Raw genomic sequence first — 19,584 nt, forward strand, 5'->3', positions numbered from 1 at the left:
TTGGCCAGCATGGCTGAACAACGCTCCCCCGCGCGTCGCTTCGCTCAGCAACGGGCTACCGAAAACGAACAGCGCTACCTGGGAGGTCAATCCCAGGTAGCGCTGCGTTCAGCTCTAGGTTACGACGTGGCGGTCAGTACAACGACGGCAGCTCGTTGGGCCGCAGATCGAACACCAGCACTTCGGACTGCTGGCCGTTGCTCAGGTGCAGGTCGCGGGCATCGCGCACTCGCACACCGTCACCGGCCTGCAGCTGCTCGCCGTTGAGCTGGACGCTGCCGCGGGCCACATGGACGTAGGCGTAGCGGTCATCGCCGAGTTGCAGGTGCGCCTGCTCGTCAGCGTCGAACAAACCGGCGTAGACGCGGGCGTTCTGGCGCACGGTCAGCGAGCCATCGGCGCCGTCGGGCGAGATGATCAACTGCAGGCGGCCACGTTTCTGGGCTTCGCTGAAGTGCTCCTGCTGGTAGCGCGGTTCAGCCTGGCGTTCGCTCGGCACGATCCAGATCTGCAGGAAGTGCACCTGCTCGCTGTGCGAGTGGTTGAACTCGCTGTGCGATACGCCAGTACCGGCGCTCATCAACTGTACGTCGCCAGGGCGGATCACCGAGCCGGTGCCCAGGCTGTCCTTGTGTTCCAGGGCGCCTTGCAGCACGTAGGAGAAGATCTCCATGTTGCGATGCGGGTGCTCGCCGAAGCCCTGGCCGGCGCTGACGGTGTCGTCGTTGATCACCAGCAGGTCGGAGAAGCCACGCTCCTTCGGGTTGTTGTAGCTGGCGAACGAAAAGGTGTGGAAGGAGTTGAGCCAGCCATGGTTGGCATGGCCACGATCGGTCGCTTTACGGATAGCCAGCATGATGAATCCTCCGGTTGATGAGTGCGGCCTTGATTGGCGGCATGGAGGTGATATTACTGACTATCTGAGGATTGATTAATTGGCTGTAAATGGACTCATTGTCCGTTTCAGGTTGACGATTTCAGGCGTTCAGGTGCTCGATCTGTTGCTTGATGAAATCCGAAAACACCTGAACCGCACGGGCCGATTGGCGGTGCTGCGGATAGACCGCATACACCGCCGCCGACGCCGGCCAGTGCTGTTTGAGTATCGGCACCAGCGCGCCGCTCGCCAGGGCCTGGCCGACGATAAAGGTGGGCAGGTAGGCGATGCCCATGCCGGCGATGGCCGCATCGCGAATCAGCTCGCCATTGTTGGCACGCAGTTGGCCGCGCATGCTCAGGCTTCTCGGCTTGCCGGTCTCGCGCAGGCGCCATTCCACGTGGCGGCTGTGCCCGTAAAGCAGGCAGGCATGCTGCTGCAGTGCGTCGAGGTTGGCCGGCGTGCCATGTTCCTCCAGGTAAGCGGGGCTGGCGCAGAGGATGGTCTGCATGTCGGTCAGGCGCTTGGCGATCAGGCTGGAGTCTTCCAGGGTGCCGATGCGGATCGACATGTCGTAGCCGTCAGCGAGCAGATCCACGGCGCGGTCGTTGAGGTCGATCTCCAGGTTGATGTGCGGGTGCTGCCGCATGAACAGCGGCAGCACATGGCTCAGGTGCAGGGTGGCGAAGGTCATCGGCGCGCTGACCCGCAGGGTGCCGCGCAGGGACGCGCCCTGAGCCGATACCAGCTCCTGGGCGTCGCGCAGGTCGGCGAGAATGGTGATGGCCTTGTCGTACAGCAGCAGGCCCAGTTCCGTGGCCTGCAGACGGCGCGTGGTGCGGTTGAGCAGGCGGACGCCGAGCAGTGCTTCGAGGGCGGCGACGCGACGGCTTACGTACTGCTTGGTCACCCCGAGGGCATCGGCGGCGGCGGTGAAGCTGCCGGCGTCCAGGGTGGTGACGAACAGGCGCAGGTCTTCGACGTTCATGGGCATTCTCGTTGGCAAGGCGGCGATTATTACCGGGTGCGTGGGCTTCGCGCCATCGGCTATCCTCGGCGTCTGCCTCAACTGCCCAGGACGCGTCGATGTTCACCAGCAAGTTGCCCGCTGTCGGCACCACCATCTTCACCACCATGTCCCAGCTTGCGGCCCAGACGGGCGCCATCAACCTGTCCCAGGGCTTCCCAGATTTCGACGGCCCCGAAGCGCTGCGCGAGGCCCTGGCCCGGCATGTGGCGGCGGGGCACAACCAGTACGCACCGATGGCCGGGTTGCCGGCGTTGCGCGAGCAGATCGCCCTGAAGATCGAGCGGCTCTACGGGCGCAACGTCAGTGCGGACAGCGAAGTAACCGTCGCGCCCGGCGCTACCCAGGCGATCTTCTGCGCGATCCAGGCGCTGATCCATCCCGGCGACGAGGCCATCGTCTTCGACCCCTGTTACGACAGCTACGACCCGAGCGTGACCCTGGCTGGCGGGCGCTGCATCCATGTGCCGCTGGCCGAGGGGAGCTTCGCCATCGACTGGCAACGCCTGGAGGCAGCGCTGAGCCCGCGCACCCGGCTGATCATCCTCAACACGCCGCACAACCCCAGTGGCGCGCTGATCAGCCGCGACGAGCTGGACCGCCTGGCCGCGCTGATCCGCGATCGCGACATCCATATCGTCAGCGACGAAGTCTACGAGCACTTGGTGTTCGACGGTCGCCAGCATGCCAGCGTGTTGGCTCACGACGAGCTGTACGCGCGGGCCTTCGTGGTCAGTTCATTCGGCAAGACCTACCACGTCACCGGCTGGAAGACCGGCTACGTGGTGGCGCCGCCGGCGCTGAGCGCCGAGCTGCGCAAGGTACACCAGTACGTCAGCTTCTGCGGGGTGACGCCGCTGCAGTACGCATTGGCCGACTTCATGGCCGCCTGCCCGGAGCATGTGGCCGAGCTGCCGGCGTTCTACCAAGCCAAGCGCGACCTGTTCTGCGACCTGCTGGCCGGCTCGCGTTTCACCTTCACGCGTACGCCGGGTACCTATTTCCAACTGGCCGATTATTCGGCGATCCGCCCGGACCTGGACGATGTGGCCATGGCCCAGTGGCTGACCCGCGAGCATGGCGTGGCGGCGATTCCGGTGTCGGTGTTCAGCGAGCGGCCGGACCCCTCACAGCTTCTGGTGCGCTTCTGCTTCGCCAAGCGCGAGGACACCCTGCGCCAGGCCGCGGAAAAACTCAGCGCCATCTAGCACCTCGTAGGGTGGACAACCGCGAAACGTTGTCCACCGCTTGGCAAGCGATATCACGGGAGCGACATCGATGAGCAAACAAGACCATCTCGAACTGGCGCTGATCCAGAGTGACCTGGCCTGGCACGACCCTGCGGGCAACCGCGCTCACTTCGAGACGCAGTTGCTGCAGGCCGCGGGCGCCGATCTGGTCATCCTGCCGGAGATGTTCAGCACCGGTTTTTCCATGCAGTCCGCCGAGCTGGCCGAACCGGAAGACGGGCCGACCAGCCGCTGGCTCAGTGAGCAGGCGCAGCGCTTCAATGCGGTGATCACCGGCAGCCTGATCATCCAGGCCGCCGATGGTAGCTACCGCAACCGCCTGCTGTGGGCGCGGCCGGATGGTTCGCTGGCCCATTACGACAAGCGCCACCTGTTTCGCATGGCCGGCGAACACCAGCACTACGCTGCCGGTGAGCGTCAGGCGCTGTTCGAGGTCAAGGGTTGGCGCGTACGCCCGCTAATCTGTTACGACCTGCGCTTTCCGGTGTGGAGCCGCGATGCCGAAGGCACCGACCTGCTGCTCTACACCGCCAACTGGCCGGCAGCGCGGCGCCTGCACTGGAACCGCCTGCTGCCGGCGCGGGCCATCGAAAACCTTTGCTACGTGGCGGCGGTCAATCGCATCGGCGTGGACGGCAAAGGCCATCCCTACAGCGGCGACTCCCAAGTGCTGGATTTCCAGGGCGACAGCCTGCTCGATGCACATGACAAGGCCGGCGTATTCCGCCAGCGCCTCGACGCTGCGGCCCTGGCCGCCTACCGCGAGCGCTTCCCGGCACATCAGGATGCTGATCCGTTCGAGTTTCGCTGAGCCAGAAATGCCAACGGCCCGGTTCGCGAAGGCGAGACCGGGCCGTTGGGCAATCAGGCGCTGACGTTACGCCGCGTCCTGATCCTTGGCCAGGGAGGCCATGTCGATCACGAAGCGGTATTTCACGTCACTCTTGAGCATGCGCTCGTAAGCTTCGTTGATGTTCTGGATATCGATCAGTTCGATGTCCGAGACGATGTTGTGTTCGGCGCAGAAGTCGAGCATTTCCTGGGTTTCGGCGATGCCACCGATCAGCGAGCCAGCCAGGCGGCGGCGTTTGAAGATCAGCCCGAAGACTTCCGGCGACGGGTGCGCCGAATCCGGTACGCCGACCAGGGTCATGGTGGCGTCGCGCTTGAGCAGGCCGAGGAAGGCATCCAGGTTGTGCGGTGCAGCCACGGTGTTGAGGATGAAGTCGAAGCTGTTGACGTGGGCCGCCATCTCGTCGGCGTTCTTCGATACCACCACTTCGGCTGCGCCCAGACGCAGGGCGTCTTCACGCTTGTTCGGCGAGGTGGTGAACAGCACCACGTGAGCGCCCATCGCAGCGGCGATCTTCACGCCCATGTGGCCGAGGCCGCCGAGGCCGACGATACCCACCTTGTCGCCCGGCTTGACGTTCCACTGGCGCAGCGGGGAGTAGGTGGTGATCCCGGCGCACAGCAGCGGCGCAACGGCGGCCAGGTTGTCGGTGTGACGGATGCGCAGGACGAACTTCTGGTCGACGACGATGGCGTCGGAGTAGCCGCCAAAGGTGTTTTCGCCGCCGAAGAGCGGGCCATTGTAGGTGCCGGTGAAGCCGTTCTCGCAGTATTGCTCCAGGCCTTCGGAACAGGACGGGCAGCTCTGGCAGCTGTCGACCATGCAGCCGACGCCGGCCAGGTCGCCTACCTTGAAGCCGGTCACGTCGCTACCGACGGCAGTGACCTTGCCGACGATCTCGTGGCCGGGCACCGAGGGGTACAGGGTGTTCTTCCACTCATTGCGTGCGGTGTGCAGGTCGGAGTGGCAGACGCCGCAGTAGAGGATGTCGATCTGCACATCGTTTGCGCCGACGGCGCGGCGCTGAAAGCGGTAGGGCGCGAGAGGTTTGCTGGAGTCCTGGGCGGCATAGCCGAGAATGGTGGTCATGGGCAATTCCTATCGTTTGAAAATCAACGGCTTGTGGCCGTGTGGGGTGGATAAGCGTAGTGCAGCCCCGCGTCGAGGCGATTGCACAATCCTGTCGCTGTCTGTCCCGATCCTCTTGGGTCTTTTAAGAAAGTGCGCTGCGGCAGATGGTTCCATGAGCGGTCTCGGCACTATCCGAGTGGCAGCAACTAGCGGCTGTTCAGACGCGCGCGCAGCAGCGGGGTGAGCTCGTCAAATAGTGTTTGCACCGAGCGCAGCGCCAGGCAGTCGGGGCGGGTCAGCAGCCACAGGTCGGTGTCGCAACCGGCCAACGCATCGCTCAGGCGCTCCACACCAGCCAGGCTGCGAGCCATGAAATCGGGCAGGGCGGCGATGCCCAGGCCGCCCTGTACCAGGGTGGCGACCGCCGACATGCTGCTGCAGCGATAGCGTGGCACCAAGCTGGGGTGCGCCTGGTGACGCCAGGCCACGGTGAGGTGATCGGGCATGGAATCGTCGGGGGCGATCCACGGCACCGAGGTGGGCGATTGCAGGAAGGCATCGCGGTGCTCCGGGCGGCCGCAGATGTAATAGGCGGTGTGGCCGAGCTGGCGGCCGACCAGGTGCTCGGGCGGTGCGTTGGACAGGCGCAGGGCGATGTCGGCGTCGCGGCGACTGAGGTTGGCGAAGGTGTTGGTGGTGGCCAGCTCCAGCGACAGCGCCGGGTAGCGCGGCATCAGCTCGGCCAGGCTGGGCAGCAGCAGGTTCTGCAGTACGGCATCGGTGCAGGTCAGGCGCACTGTGCCGCTAATCACTTTCTCGCCATGCTGCAGGGCGATGCGCGCCGCATCCAGTGCCTGCTCGGCGCGTTCGGCCTGCTCGGCCAGGGCCTGGGCGCTCTGGGTCGGCATGTAGCCGCGGCGGCTTTTCTCGAACAGGGCGATGCCCAGATTGGCCTCCAGCTTGCGGATGGCGCGAAACACCGTCGAAACGTCCACCTGCAATTGCTCCGCGGCCCGGGCCAGAGAGCGTCCACGCACCAGGGCGAGCACCAGGGCGAGGTCGACGTGGCTGATCTGGTATTGCGTCGGTGCAATCATCAATTGTTCTGCTGCCAGTATCGGTTGCGTATGCGCCCACTTATACTCAGGGCGTTGCCCAGAATCAAATCCGCTAGCGGATACCCAGAATAAATGAGGCGCCAAGGCTCGTGAGATGTCTTCCGCGGGCGCGCCGATGCGAAAGGATGTATTTCCCATGACTTCGGTTTCCCCACGTGTCGTTCAGCTCAATGAAGCGAACACCTTTCTCAAGGAACACCCTGAGGTTCAGTACGTCGACCTGCTGATTACTGACATGAACGGTATCGTGCGCGGCAAGCGCGTCGAGCGCGCCAGCCTGCACAAGGTCTATGAAAAAGGCATCAACCTGCCGGCTTCGCTGTTCGCCCTGGACATCAACGGCTCCACCGTGGAAAGCACCGGCCTGGGCCTGGATATCGGCGATGCCGACCGCATCTGCTACCCGATCCCCGGCACCCTGTGCAACGAGCCCTGGCAGAAGCGCCCGACCGCGCAACTGCTGATGACCATGCACGAGCTGGATGGCGCGCCGTTCTTCGCCGATCCACGCGAAGTGCTGCGCCGTGTGGTGCAGAAGTTCGACGAGCTGGGCCTGACCATTTGCGCGGCCTTCGAGCTGGAGTTCTACCTGATCGATCAGGAGAACGTGAACGGCCGTCCGCAGCCGCCGCGCTCGCCGATCTCGGGCAAGCGCCCGATCTCCACCCAGGTGTATCTGATCGACGACCTCGACGAATACGTCGACTGCCTGCAGGACATGCTCGAAGCGGCCAAGGAGCAGGACCTGCCGGCCGACGCCATCGTCAAGGAAAGTGCGCCAGCGCAGTTCGAAGTCAACCTGCACCACGTCGAAGACGCCATCAAGGCCTGCGACTATGCGGTACTGCTCAAGCGCCTGATCAAGAACATCGCCTACGACCACGAGATGGACTCGACCTTCATGGCCAAGCCCTATCCAGGCCAGGCGGGTAACGGTCTGCACGTGCACATCTCGCTGCTCGACAAGAAAACCGGCCAGAACATCTTCGCCACCGAAGACCCCGAGCAACACGCGCCGCTGCGCCATGCCATCGCCGGGATCCTCGACACCATGCCGGCGTCGATGGCCTTCCTGTGCCCGAACGTCAACTCCTACCGCCGTTTTGGCGCGCAGTTCTACGTACCGAACGCGCCGAGCTGGGGCCTGGACAACCGCACCGTGGCCGTTCGTGTGCCGACCGGCAGCAGCGATGCGATCCGCATCGAGCACCGTGTGGCCGGTGCCGATGCCAACCCGTATCTGATGATGGCCTCGATCCTGGCTGGTATTCACCACGGTTTGACCAACCAGCTGGAGCCCGGCGAGCCGATCGAAGGCAACTCCTATGAGCAGCTGGAGCAGAGCCTGCCGAACAACCTTCGCGATGCCTTGCGTGAGCTGGACGACAGCGAAGTGATGAACAAGTACATCTGCCCCGAATACATCGACATCTTCGTCGCCTGCAAGGAAGCGGAGATGCAGGAATTCGAAACCACCATTTCCGACCTCGAATACAACTGGTACCTGCATACCGTCTGATGGAGTGATGAATATGAGCACCATGACTCGCCAAGATTGGGAGCAGCGCTATAACGATCTGCGCATCGAGGGGCGCGCCTTTATCGACGGCAGCTACCGTGATGCCGTAGGCGGCGAGACCTTCGACAGCGTCAGCCCGGTTGATGGCCGTCACCTGGCCAGTGTCGCCAGTTGCATGGCTGAGGATGCCGAGCTGGCCGTTAAGGCTGCCCGCGCCGCGTTCGAGCGTGGCGACTGGGCCAGCCTGGCACCGGCGCAGCGCAAGCGCGTGCTGATCGCCTTCGCCGACAAGTTGATGGCCAATGCCGAGGAGCTGGCGCTGCTGGAAACCCTCGACATGGGTAAGCCGATCAGCGATTCGCTGAGCATCGACGTACCTGGCGCGGCCAATGCCATCCGCTGGAGCGCCGAGGCTATCGATAAGCTATATGACGAAGTCGCGCCGACGCCCCACGATCAGCTTGGCCTGATTACCCGCGAACCGGTCGGCGTTGTGGCTGCCATCGTGCCGTGGAACTTCCCACTGTTGATGTCCAGCTGGAAGCTCGGGCCGGCCCTGGCCACCGGTAACTCGGTGATCCTCAAACCCTCCGAGAAGTCGCCGCTGACCGCCATCCGTGTCGCCCAGCTGGCCCTGGAGGCGGGCATTCCGGCCGGCGTGTTCAACGTGCTGCCCGGTTACGGTCACACCGTGGGCAAGGCTCTGGCCCTGCACATGGACGTCGACACCATCGTGTTTACCGGCTCTACCAAAATCGCCAAGCAACTGATGATCTATTCCGGCGAGTCGAACATGAAGCGCGTCTGGCTGGAGGCCGGCGGCAAGAGCCCGAACATCGTCTTCGCCGATGCACCGGACCTGCAGGCCGCCGCCGACGCAGCAGCCACCGCCATCGCCTTCAACCAGGGAGAAGTTTGCGTGGCGGGTTCGCGCCTGCTGGTGGAAAGCTCGATCAAGGAGCGCTTCCTGCCGATGGTGGTCGAGGCGCTGCAGCAGTGGAAACCCGGCCATGCACTGGATCCGAAGACCCGTGTCGGTGCGCTGGTCGATGACGGCCACCTGGCCACCGTGCTCGGCTTCATCGAATCTGGCCGCGAGGAGGGCGCCGAGATCCTGATTGGTGGCGAACGTGCCCTGCGGGAAACCGGCGGCAGCTACGTGCAGCCGACGATCTTCGCCGGTGTGGACAACGCCATGCGTATCGCCCGTGAGGAAATCTTCGGCCCGGTGCTGTCGGTGATCACCTTCGACAGCGACGAAGAAGCCATTCGCATCGCTAACGACACGCCCTATGGCCTGGCTGCGGCCGTGTGGACGCGCGACATTTCCCGCGCTCACCGCACTGCCCGGGCGCTTCGGGCCGGCAGCGTATGGGTGAACCAGTACGACGGCGGCGACATGACCGCGCCGTTCGGCGGCTTCAAGCAATCGGGCAATGGCCGCGACAAGTCGCTGCACGCCTTCGACAAGTACACCGAACTGAAAGCGACCTGGATAAAAATCTAAGTAAGGGATGCGCCCCGCTGCCACAGCGGGGCGCCTGTGCTTTGGCCTCATATTTAGGCGCTTTGGGAGATATTCCATGACTCAACACGTCGACAGTTACTACGCCGCCTCGCGCAATCCGCGGGTCGATTACCCTGTGCTCACCGAAGTCGTCGAGACGGATGTGTGCATCATCGGCGCCGGTTACACCGGTCTTTCCACCGCGCTGTTCCTGCTGGAGAACGGTTTCCGGGTGACCGTACTGGAGGCCGCCAAGGTCGGCTTCGGCGCCTCGGGCCGTAACGGCGGGCAGATCGTCAACAGCTACAGCCGCGATATCGATGTCATCGAGAAACAGGTCGGCGCACGCCAGGCCCAGTTGCTCGGTGAAATGGCCTTCGAAGGTGGGCGCATCATTCGCGAGCGCATCGCCAAGTACAACATCCAGTGCGACTTGAAGGATGGTGGCGTGTTCGCTGCCATCACGGGCAAGCAGATGGGCCACCTCGAGGCCCAGAAGAAGCTGTGGGAGCGCTACGGGCACACCCAGCTGGAGCTGATGGACGAGCGTCGCATCCGCGAAGTGGTCGGCACCGAGCGCTATGTCGGCGGCATGCTGGACATGAGCGGCGGCCATATCCACCCGCTCAACCTGGCCCTTGGCGAAGCCGCAGCCGTCACTTCGCTGGGTGGCGCGATTTACGAGCAGAGCCCGGCCACCCGTATCGACCGTGGCGCGCAGCCGGTGGTGCATACGCCGAAAGGCCAGGTGAAGGCCAAATTCGTGGTGGTAGCGGGCAACGCCTATCTGGGCGGTTTGATGCCCGAGCTGGCCGCCAAGTCGATGCCCTGTGGCTCCCAGGTGCTGGCCACCGAGCCGCTTTCCGACGAAATGGCACGCAGCCTGCTTCCGCAGGATTACTGCGTGGAAGACTGCAACTACCTGCTCGACTACTACCGCCTCAGCGCCGACAAGCGCCTGATCTTCGGTGGCGGTGTGGTCTACGGCGCCCGCGACCCGGCCGATATCCAGGCGATCATTCGCCCCAAGCTGCTCAAGACCTTCCCGCAGCTTGCGAACGTGAAGATCGATTACAGCTGGACCGGCAACTTCCTGCTGACCCTGTCGCGCCTGCCCCAGGTCGGCCGTATCGGCGACAACATCTATTACTCCCAAGGCTGCAGTGGCCATGGCGTGACCTATACGCACCTGGCCGGCAAGGTGCTGGCCGAGGCCCTGCGTGGCCAGGCCGAGCGTTTCGACGCCTTCGCCAGCCTGCCGCATTACCCGTTCCCGGGCGGCCAGCTGTTGCGTGTGCCGTTCACCGCCCTGGGCGCCATGTACTACCAGCTGCGTGATCGGCTGGGTATCTGATGCAGCACCTGCCGGCGCGCCAAGCCGGCAGGCTTTTCCGGAGAGAAGACCATGACCCGCATGCCCCTGATCGGTGTGACTGCCTGCCGGCAGATGCTTGGTAAATACGATTCGCACACGGTCGGCGACAAATACGTCGAAGCGGCGGCTTACGCCGGTCTGCCGGTAGTGCTGCCGGCGCGCAGCACGCCGACCGACCCGCAGCAGCTGCTCGAACAACTCGACGGCATCCTCTTCACCGGCTCGCCGTCCAACGTCGAGCCACGTCACTACCAGGGCACGCCGAGCCTGGAAGGCACCCAGCACGATCCGAGCCGCGACGCCAACACGCTGCCGCTGCTGCGCCTGGCGATCGACAAGGGCGTGCCGGTATTCTGCATTTGCCGTGGCTTTCAGGAGCTCAACGTGAGCCTGGGCGGCACCCTGCATCAGCGCGTGCAGGAACTGCCGGGTTACATGGACCACCGCGAGCCGCAACGCGACTCGGTGGCCGAGCAATACGCGCCGCAGCATGCGGTCAGCGTGCAGCCGGGCGGCATTTTCGAGCGGATCGGCCTGCCGATGGAGTTCCAGGTCAACTCGCTGCACAGCCAGGGCGTCGACCGCCTGGCCGAGCGCCTGCGCGCCGAAGCACTGGCGCCGGATGGCCTGATCGAAGCGGTGTCGATTCCCGACGCGCCGGGCTTTCTGATCGGCGTGCAGTGGCACCCGGAGTGGCGCTTCACCGAGAACCCCGAGTCGCTGAAGCTGTTCCAGGCCTTTCGCGAGGCCTGCCAGGCCTACGCCCAGGCCCGCGACGCCCGCTAAAACCGGCCGGAACCCGTCTGGGTTCCGGCTGCTCTGACCTGAACGTATCGGGATCCCGTATTGGCCTTGCTGCCACGCCCCCTCGGCGCACGCCAGACGCTCGGCTGATCCCGGCCACGTTCGCAAACAAGTCCAAGACGATGGCAGAGAGTTATGAGTGATTACACGAACGCGCCGGCTTCCCCGGTGCAGGCTACGCCTGCTGCTGGCGCTGCGGCGCTGGTGTCCGGTAAAGGCCTGGCCCAGGGCAAAGTCGGTTTGCTGGCTTGCGTGGTGCTAGGCATTTCTACGATTGCACCGGTTTATACCCTGACCGGCGCGTTGGGTCCGACCGTGCGCGAGGTCGGGGTTTACCTGCCTGCAGTATTCATCGTCGGCTTTTTGCCGATGCTGCTGGTGGCCCTGGGTTATCGCGAGTTGAATGCCGCAGAGCCGGACAGCGGCACCTCATTCACCTGGTCGGCGCGGGCCTTTGGGCCAATGATCGGCTGGATCGGCGGATGGGGGCTGGTCACTGCCACCACCATCGTGCTCTCCAACCTGGCGGGCATTGCGGTGGATTTCTTCTATCTCTTTCTTGCCCAGCTCACCGGGCTGGACTGGCTGGCAGACCTGACGCGCAACCTACTGGTGAACATCGTCACCTGCTGCGTGTTCATCGCCCTGGCGGTGTGGGTCTGTTGCCGCGGTATTGGCATGACCATGGGCGTGCAATACACCCTGGTGGCATTGCAGTTGTTGGTGCTGATCGGTTTCTCCATTGCCGCCTTCGTCGCGGCGCCCGAGAGTTCGCCGGTGGTCTTCCATCCCGAGTGGTTCAACCCGTTCAACATTGATTCGTTCTCCGCATTTGCGGCGGGCCTGTCGCTGTCGATCTTCATCTTCTGGGGCTGGGACGTGTGCCTGACGGTGAGCGAGGAGTCGGTGGGCAGCGAGAAGGTGCCGGGGCGCGCGGCGACCCTGACCGTGCTGCTGATTCTTGCCCTGTACCTGTTCACCGCGGCGGCCACCCTGCAGTTCGCCGGCACCGGTGAAACCGGCCTGGGGCTGGGCAATGCGCAGATCCAGGAAAACGTCTTCGCCCATCTGGCAGGCCCCGTGATGGGCCCGCTGGCGATCCTGATGTCCATCGCCGTGCTGGCCAGCACCGCCGCCTCGCTGCAATCGACCTTCATCTCGCCGGCGCGCACCTTGCTCGCCATGGGCTACTACCGCGCGGTGCCCAAGCGCTTCGCCCGCGTGCACCCGCACTCGCAGACGCCGCGTTACGCGACCATCGCCGCCGGCCTGGCTACTGCAGTGTTCTACGTGACCATGCGCACCCTGAGCGAGAACGTGCTGGCCGACACCATCACCGCCCTGGGCATGATGATCTGCTTCTACTATGCGCTGACGGCGTTCGCCTGCGTCTGGTATTTCCGCCACAGCCTGTTCGACACCGCGCGGCATTTCTTCATGCGCGGCCTGTGCCCGCTGGTGGGCGCGGTGATGTTGTCGATCATCTTCTGGCAGACCACCCTGGACAGCATGTCGCCGGACTTCGGCAGTGGCTCGCACATCGGCGGCCTCGGCCTGGTGTTCGTGATCGCCGTGGTGGTGCTACTGCTTGGCCTGGTGCTGATGTTCATCGCTCGCTGGCAGGCGCCGGCGTTCTTCGACGGCATCACCCTGCAGAAGCAGATGAAACCGGTAAAAGCTGAGGCGTAGCCTGGTGTTGAGCGCAGCGATACCCAGGTCAATTCCCGGGTGTCGCTGCGCTCGACCCGGGCTACGGAAGCATGGTTCTGGAAAACAAAAAGGGACGCCGAAGCGTCCCTTTGTCGTTTACCGCAGGCTGCTGATCAGGCTGCCTGGGTCTTTTCCTCGGCTTGTTTCACGGCCCTGTTCAGGGCGCTGAACAGGGCACGGAAACTCGCCGTGGTGATGTTCTCGTCGATGCCGATGCCGTGCAGCGGGCGTTGGCCGTCGAGGCGGATCTCGATGTAGCAGGCCGCCTTGGCGTTGGCGCCGCCACCGATGGCGTGCTCGTGGTAGTCCATCACTTCCACGGCGATCGGCAGGCTGGAGGCCAGGGCTTCCAGCGCACCTTTACCCGAACCGTTCCAGCGCTGTTCCTGGCCGTCAACCTGGACCTTAACCTCGACGCTGCTCTCGCCATTCTCTTCCTGCAGGCGATGGCCTTTCAGTTCGTACGGGGAGGTGGCCTTGAGGTATTCGCTGTCGAGCAGCTTGTGGATCTGCGACGCGGTCATCTCCAGGCCCAGGCGATCGGTTTCTTTCTGCACCACCTGGCTGAACTCGATCTGCATGCGGCGCGGCAGGTTGATACCGTATTCCTGCTCGAGCAGGAAGGTGATGCCGCCTTTGCCGGACTGGCTGTTCACGCGGATCACCGCTTCGTAGTCGCGGCCGATGTCGGCAGGGTCGATCGGCAGGTACGGCACTTCCCACAGCGCATCTTCCTTCTGCTGGGCGAAGCCCTTGCGGATGGCATCCTGGTGCGAGCCGGAGAAGGCGGTGTGGACCAGGTCGCCCACGTACGGATGGCGCGGGTGCACCGGAATCTGGTTGCAGTCCTCGACCACCTTGCGCACCGCGTCGATGTCGGAGAAGTCCAGCTGCGGGTTGACGCCCTGGGTATAGAGGTTCAGCGCCAGGGTCACCAGGCAGACGTTGCCGGTACGCTCGCCGTTGCCGAACAGGCAGCCTTCGACGCGATCGGCGCCGGCCATCACGGCCAGCTCGGAAGCGGCGACGCCGGTGCCGCGGTCGTTATGGGTGTGCACGCTGATCTGCACGCTGTCGCGCTTGTTCACGTGGCGGCCGAACCACTCGATCTGGTCGGCGTAATTGTTCGGCGTAGCGCACTCGATAGTAGCCGGCAGATTGAGGATCAGCGGGTTGGCCGGGGTCGGCTGGAACACGTCGATCACCGCGTTGCACACCTCGACCGCGAAGTCGATCTCGGTGCTGCTGAACACTTCCGGCGAGTACTCGAAGCCCCACTGGGTTTCCGGTGCGGCAGCGGCCAGGCGCTTGATGGTGGTGCCGGCGGCCACGGCGATGGCTTTCACGCCAGCCTTGTCCTGGTTGAAGACGATCTTGCGGAAGCTCGGCGCACAGGCGTTGTAGTAGTGGACGATGGCCTTCTTGGCGCCTTTCAGCGATTCGAACGTACGCTCGATAAGGTCGTCACGGGCCTGGGTCAGCACTTGGATGGTCACGTCGTCCGGGATGTGGCCGCCTTCGATCAACTCGCGCACGAAGTCGAAGTCGGTCTGCGAGGCGGACGGGAAGCCCACTTCGATTTCCTTCAGGCCGACCTGCACCAGGCACTTGAAGAAGCGCATCTTCTTCTCGGCGTCCATCGGCTCGATCAGCGACTGGTTGCCGTCACGCAGGTCGGTTGACAGCCAGATCGGCGCCTTGTCGATGATCTTGTCCGGCCAGGTACGGTCCGGGATCTGGATCTGGGTGAACGGGCGGTACTTTTGCGACGGGTCTTTGAGCATGCTCATGAATCAATCCTGAAGGCGAGGGCCCGCATGGGCCGTGCTGAAAAAGAGAGAAATCGAAACCGCGAGAAAAGGGGGCCGGCAGACCCTAGCGCAGTCGCTGAGCGACCAGACAGAGATTGGCGTGTTGCCGAAGCAGAATGAGGGTCTGGGAGATAGTCATGTGGCCAACCCTAACCACTGAGGGAAAAGCTGGCAAGCCTGTCTTTGAAATTGGTGAAAACCACCAAGGCTTGTGCTTTGGTGGTTTTTTATTGCGGTTTTGAAGTGTTTTTAGCTTTGCAGTTGCGCGGCACTTGCCGGTTGCGCTGGCGCATGCGAGTTGGGGCGCAACTCGCGCATGTCTGCGCCGCTGGGGTGCTGGAACACCCGCAGGCCGAACTCCGGGAGGATCGCCAGCAGGTGGTCGAAGATGTCCGATTGGTAACCCTCATAAGCCGCCCACGCCACGGTATTGGTGAAGCAGTAAAGCTCCAGCGGCAGGCCATCGGCGGTGGGCTGCAGTTGGCGCACCAGCAGGGTCATGTTCTGGTTGATGCCCCGATGCTGGCGCAGGTACAGCTCGACGTAGGCGCGGAAGGTGCCGATGTTGGTCACCCGCCGGGTGTTGGCCGGCTCCTGCGCCGCTTCGGCCAACTCGGTGTTCCAGCTCAACAGCTCGCTCTGCTTGCTGCTCAGGTACTGGCCGAGCAGCAGGAAGCGCTGCAGGCGGGCGATCTCGTCCGGGCTGAGGAAACGCACGCTGGTCTGGTCCAGGTAGATCGAGCGCTTGATACGCCGGCCACCGGATTCCTGCATGCCGCGATAGTTCTTGAACGGGTCGCTGATGAAGCGCTTGGTCGGGATGGTGGTGATGGTCTTGTCGAAGTTCTGCACCTTGACCGTGTGCAGGGCGATATCGATCACGTCGCCGTCAGCGTTGAGTTGGGGCATTTCGATCCAGTCGCCGACGCGGATGATATCGCTGGAGGAAATCTGCACGCTGGCCACCAGCGAGAGCAGGGTGTCCTGGAAAATCAGCATGAGGACTGCGGCCATGGCGCCGAGGCCGGAGAGCAGGATCAGCGGCGAGCGGTCGATCAGCGCGGCCACCATCAGGATCGCGGCGATGGCGTAGATGACGATGGTCACCACCTGGATGTAGCCCTTGATGGGTTTGAGGTGGGCGTCGGGGCGGCGCTGGTAGAGCATGTTGATGAGGTTCAGCACACCGCCTATGGCCAGGGCGATGGTGAGGATGATGAATGCGCTGCAGACGTTCTGCACTACCGTGACCACGGCCTCGGGTAGGTGCGGGATGACCTTGATGCCGCTGGTGAGGATCAGCGCCGGCACGATATTGGCTAGGCGGCGCACCACGTGGGAGTCGCCCAACACCTTGTCCTGGCCAATGCTGGTCGAACGCAGCGCGCGGTACAGGCCGCGCACCAGAATGCGCTTGACCACCCAGTTGGCGATCCAGGCACCGAACAGCAGCAGGCAGAGGCTGATCAGGGTATGCAGTTCGGGGTATTGCTGCAGCCACGCGAGGGTGGCCTGGTACTGTTCTTTCATCGCGTCTCTCGCTCGTTTCATGACCGCCATCGCCGGCGCGCCGGGCGATGGCGCGCGTACCTTAGCAAAGGCAGCAGGCGCGCGTGCAGTCGCGTGATTACGAATGCACGTTTCGAGCGGGGGGCGATAGCCTAAAGGTTGCCCGGCACGCCTTGCAGCGCGCCGAGCAGAACCTCACTTGGCGTAGGCGTATTCGCCGCCTTTTTCCAGAGCGCGCCGGTAGGCGGGGCGGGCGTGGATGCGTTCGAGGAAGGCCATCAGGCGCGGGCGGCTGGCGTCCAGGCCGGCACGCGCAGCAGCGGCTTCCAGGGGAAAGCTCATCTGAATGTCGGCAGCGCTGAACGCTTCGCCGGCAAACCAGGTGCTCTTGTCCAGCTCGCCTTCGAGATAATCCAGGTGCAGCTTGAGCTGCGGAGTAACGAAGGCGCTCTTGACCTTCTGGGCGATGCCGCGGGCGATCGGCTTGACGAAGAACGGCATCGGGCTGCTTTCCACTTTGTCGAACACCAGCTTGAGCAGCAGCGGTGACATGGCCGAGCCTTCGGCGTAATGCAGCCAGTAATTACAGCGCAGTCGCTCGGGGCTCTCGGCAGCCGGCAGCAGCTGCGGGCCATAGCGATTGGCGAGGTAGTCGATGATGGCCCCGGACTCGGCCAGGGTCAGATTGCCGTCGGTGACCACCGGCGACTTGCCCAGCGGGTGCACGGCGCGCAGCTCGGGCGGAGCGAGCATGGTTTGCGGGTCGCGCTCGTAGCGCTTGATCTGATACTCGACGCCCAGCTCTTCGAGCAGCCAGAGAATGCGCTGCGAGCGCGAGTTGTTGAGGTGGTGGACGGTGATCATCAGGGCTCCTCGGGAAGGTCGGGCGACTGCCGCTCAGCGTAGACGCGAACGGGGGCGCCGCCTAGCCGTCCAGCCTCAAGGCTTGAACGCACCAATAAAGATCGCCGGGTCGACCCGCGCATCGTTGAGGCTGACGTTCCAGTGCAGGTGCGGGCCGGTCGCACGGCCGGTGGCGCCGACCTTGCCGAGCACGCCGCCCCGGGGCAGTTCGTCGCCGACCTTCACGCCTATTTCCGAGAGGTGGCAGAACATGCTGATCAGGCCCTGGCCGTGGTCGACGAACACCGTCTTGCCGTTGAAGAAGTAGTCGCCGACCAGGATCACCGTGCCGGCCGCTGGCGCCTTGATAGGCGTGCCGCGGTTGACGGCAAAGTCCAACCCAGAGTGTGGGTTGCGCTCTTCGCCATTGAAGAAGCGGCGCAGGCCGAAAGGGCTCGACAGCGGGCCGTTGACCGGTTTGTCGAACAGCAGGTTGCTCGGCTGGCGCGAGCTGAACTGCCGGTAGGCGCGGGTCTGCTCGGCCAACTCCTTCTCGATACGCGCGAGGTTCTTGGCGTTGGGGTTGACCTGCTGCTGGTTCTTGATGGTGATGCGCTGCTCGACGTACTTCTTGCTGCCCACCTGGAAGCTCAGGCGCTGGCCGGCGGATTCGATCTGCTGGGTACCAGGTTTGACGCTCAGTGGGATGCCGACGATAGCGATCCACCGTTGCCCGTCCTCCTTCACCACCAGCACCGGCTTGCCCTGGTAGGTGGCGCTGGGCGCGCTGGCGCCGTTGCCCAGGTCGACTACCGCCACACCGCCGGGCACTGGTTTGTTGAGCAGTCGGCTGATAAAGCCTTCGGCGTGGGCGGGTAGGGCGAGGCACAGGGTGAGCAGTAACAGCAGTGAACGCATGGAGTTTCCTTATCAGTCCAGCAACGACAACGTGACCGGCGCGAGGTGATTGTCTTCGACGCGCACCTCCAGTTCGCCTTCGCCCAGGCGCGCCTTGAGGCGTTGCCCGGGCTGGGTGGCTGCGGCGCTGCGAATCGCCCGGCCGCGCTCATCTAGCAGAATGCTGTAACCACGGCCCAGGGTCGCCAGTGGGCTGACCACGTGCAGCGTCTGCATCTGGCTGTGCAGCGCCAGGCGGCGGGCCTTGAGGCCTTCCTTCATCGCCCGCGGCAGGCGTTCGGCCAGGCTGTCGAGGCGCTGGCGCAGCAACTTGAGGTGGCGCCCGGGGTGTTGACCGGCCAGGCGGGCTTCGAGTTGCGCCAGTTTGTGGCTGCGCCCGTTGAGATGCTGGGCGAAGGCGCGGCGCAGCCGCATGTCCAGATCATCGAGGCGCTGGGCCTGCTGGCGCAGCCGTTCGCCGGGGTGGCGCATGCGCCGGGTCAGGCCGTCGAGGCGCATGCGTTCACGGGCCAGACGGCTGTTCATCGCCAGGGTCAGGCGTCGTTGCAGCACGCTGACACGCTGGCTCAGGTCGTTGCTGGAGGGCGCCAACAGCTCGGCGGCAGCCGATGGCGTGGGGGCGCGCACGTCGGCGACGAAATCGCTGATCGACACATCGGTTTCATGGCCGACCGCGCTGACGATGGGCGTCACGCAGGCCGCCACGGCGCGGGCCACGGCCTCTTCGTTGAAGCACCAGAGATCTTCCAGGGAGCCGCCGCCGCGGGCCAGGATCAACGCATCGAAACCCTGGGCATCGGCCAGCTTCAGGGCGCGGACGATCTGCGCCGTGGCCTCGCGGCCCTGCACGGCGGTGGGAATCAGGCTCAGCTCGACCTGCGGAGCGCGGCGGCGGAACACGCTGATGATGTCGCGGATCACCGCACCGGTCGGCGAGCTGACGATGCCGATGCGCCGTGGGTGGGCAGGCAGGGCGCGTTTGCTTTCGGCGGCGAACAGACCTTCGGCGCCGAGTTTCTCCTTCAGCGCCTCGAAGGCCAGGCGCAGGGCGCCGTCACCAGCCGGTTCGACGGCGTCGAGAATCAGCTGGTAATCGCCACGGCCCTCGAACAGCGAGACCTTGCCACGCACCTTGATCGCCAGGCCGTCGCGCAGCGCCTGGCGCACCCGCGCGGCGTTCTGCCGAAACAGCGCGCAGCGCACTTGGGCCTGGCTGTCCTTCAGCGTGAAGTAGATGTGGCCGGAGGCCGGACGCGCCAGGTTGGAAATCTCGCCCTCGACCCAGATGCCACCAAAGACATCTTCGAGCAACAGGCGCGCGCGGTTGTTGAGCTGGCTGACGCTGAGCACCTCGCGGTCGAGGTTCAGGCGTTGGAACGGGTCTTTGATCAT

Annotated in this window: 16 protein-coding genes; 7 read left to right on the plus strand and 9 right to left on the minus strand. The window is 64.3% G+C overall.

Annotated features, from left to right (window positions below; all coding sequences use genetic code 11):
- Positions 1 to 133: 133 nt before the first annotated feature.
- Entirely contained in the window at positions 134 to 856 is a 723-nt protein-coding gene (locus BM279_RS07900; RefSeq protein ID WP_093502603.1) for a pirin family protein, read from the minus strand.
- 121 nt (positions 857 to 977) lie between these two features.
- Entirely contained in the window at positions 978 to 1,865 is an 888-nt protein-coding gene (locus tag BM279_RS07905; RefSeq protein WP_093502605.1) for a LysR family transcriptional regulator, read from the minus strand.
- 98 nt (positions 1,866 to 1,963) lie between these two features.
- Between BM279_RS07905 and BM279_RS07910 the strand changes: the two genes are divergently transcribed.
- Together BM279_RS07910 and BM279_RS07915 are read left to right on the plus strand one after the other, a co-directional pair.
- Positions 1,964 to 3,112, plus strand: a complete 1,149-nt coding sequence (locus tag BM279_RS07910) for a pyridoxal phosphate-dependent aminotransferase (RefSeq protein ID WP_093502607.1) — start codon at positions 1,964 to 1,966, stop codon at positions 3,110 to 3,112.
- Between the two features lie 70 nt (positions 3,113 to 3,182).
- Entirely contained in the window at positions 3,183 to 3,965 is a 783-nt protein-coding gene (locus BM279_RS07915) for an amidohydrolase (RefSeq protein ID WP_093502609.1), read from the plus strand.
- Between the two features lie 66 nt (positions 3,966 to 4,031).
- Here the strand turns inward: BM279_RS07915 and BM279_RS07920 are convergent, their stop codons facing one another.
- Positions 4,032 to 5,096, minus strand: a complete 1,065-nt coding sequence (locus BM279_RS07920) for an NAD(P)-dependent alcohol dehydrogenase (RefSeq protein ID WP_093502611.1) — start codon at positions 5,094 to 5,096, stop codon at positions 4,032 to 4,034.
- Positions 5,097 to 5,284: 188 nt separating this feature from the next.
- Positions 5,285 to 6,175: a LysR family transcriptional regulator gene (locus BM279_RS07925; RefSeq protein WP_093502613.1), complete on the minus strand. Its 891-nt coding sequence runs from the start codon at positions 6,173 to 6,175 to the stop codon at positions 5,285 to 5,287.
- A 157-nt stretch (positions 6,176 to 6,332) separates the two neighbouring features.
- On the opposite strand from BM279_RS07925, the gene BM279_RS07930 reads away from it, so the two are divergent.
- The 5 genes from BM279_RS07930 (at position 6,333) to BM279_RS07950 (ending at position 13,090) form a co-directional block, all read left to right on the plus strand.
- Positions 6,333 to 7,715: a glutamine synthetase family protein gene (locus BM279_RS07930; protein WP_093502615.1), complete on the plus strand. Its 1,383-nt coding sequence runs from the start codon at positions 6,333 to 6,335 to the stop codon at positions 7,713 to 7,715.
- Between the two features lie 13 nt (positions 7,716 to 7,728).
- Positions 7,729 to 9,222: an aldehyde dehydrogenase gene (locus BM279_RS07935; RefSeq protein ID WP_093502617.1), complete on the plus strand. Its 1,494-nt coding sequence runs from the start codon at positions 7,729 to 7,731 to the stop codon at positions 9,220 to 9,222.
- 76 nt (positions 9,223 to 9,298) lie between these two features.
- On the plus strand, positions 9,299 to 10,576 hold the full coding sequence (locus BM279_RS07940) for an NAD(P)/FAD-dependent oxidoreductase (RefSeq protein ID WP_093502619.1): 1,278 nt from the start codon (positions 9,299 to 9,301) through the stop codon (positions 10,574 to 10,576).
- A gap of 51 nt (positions 10,577 to 10,627) precedes the next feature.
- Entirely contained in the window at positions 10,628 to 11,383 is a 756-nt protein-coding gene (locus BM279_RS07945) for a gamma-glutamyl-gamma-aminobutyrate hydrolase family protein (RefSeq protein WP_093502621.1), read from the plus strand.
- Between the two features lie 153 nt (positions 11,384 to 11,536).
- Positions 11,537 to 13,090, plus strand: a complete 1,554-nt coding sequence (locus BM279_RS07950; RefSeq protein WP_093502623.1) for an APC family permease — start codon at positions 11,537 to 11,539, stop codon at positions 13,088 to 13,090.
- Between the two features lie 134 nt (positions 13,091 to 13,224).
- On the opposite strand, the gene leuA is transcribed toward BM279_RS07950, so the two are convergent.
- From leuA to xseA, 5 genes are all read right to left on the minus strand, one after another.
- Positions 13,225 to 14,901 carry a 2-isopropylmalate synthase gene (gene leuA / locus BM279_RS07955; RefSeq protein WP_093502625.1) on the minus strand — a complete coding sequence of 559 codons (1,677 nt, stop codon included), beginning with the start codon at positions 14,899 to 14,901 and terminating at the stop codon, positions 13,225 to 13,227.
- 270 nt (positions 14,902 to 15,171) lie between these two features.
- Positions 15,172 to 16,452, minus strand: coding sequence for a mechanosensitive ion channel family protein (locus BM279_RS07960; protein WP_093502627.1), 1,281 nt, complete (start codon positions 16,450 to 16,452; stop codon positions 15,172 to 15,174).
- Between the two features lie 174 nt (positions 16,453 to 16,626).
- Positions 16,627 to 17,295: a glutathione S-transferase gene (locus BM279_RS07965; RefSeq protein ID WP_093502629.1), complete on the minus strand. Its 669-nt coding sequence runs from the start codon at positions 17,293 to 17,295 to the stop codon at positions 16,627 to 16,629.
- A 75-nt stretch (positions 17,296 to 17,370) separates the two neighbouring features.
- Positions 17,371 to 18,192 carry a M23 family metallopeptidase gene (locus BM279_RS07970; protein ID WP_093502631.1) on the minus strand — a complete coding sequence of 274 codons (822 nt, stop codon included), beginning with the start codon at positions 18,190 to 18,192 and terminating at the stop codon, positions 17,371 to 17,373.
- 12 nt (positions 18,193 to 18,204) lie between these two features.
- Positions 18,205 to 19,584, minus strand: coding sequence for an exodeoxyribonuclease VII large subunit (gene xseA / locus BM279_RS07975; RefSeq protein WP_093503498.1), 1,380 nt, complete (start codon positions 19,582 to 19,584; stop codon positions 18,205 to 18,207).

The organism is Phytopseudomonas straminea (assembly GCF_900112645.1).
In the GTDB taxonomy this organism is placed as follows: domain Bacteria; phylum Pseudomonadota; class Gammaproteobacteria; order Pseudomonadales; family Pseudomonadaceae; genus Aquipseudomonas; species Aquipseudomonas straminea.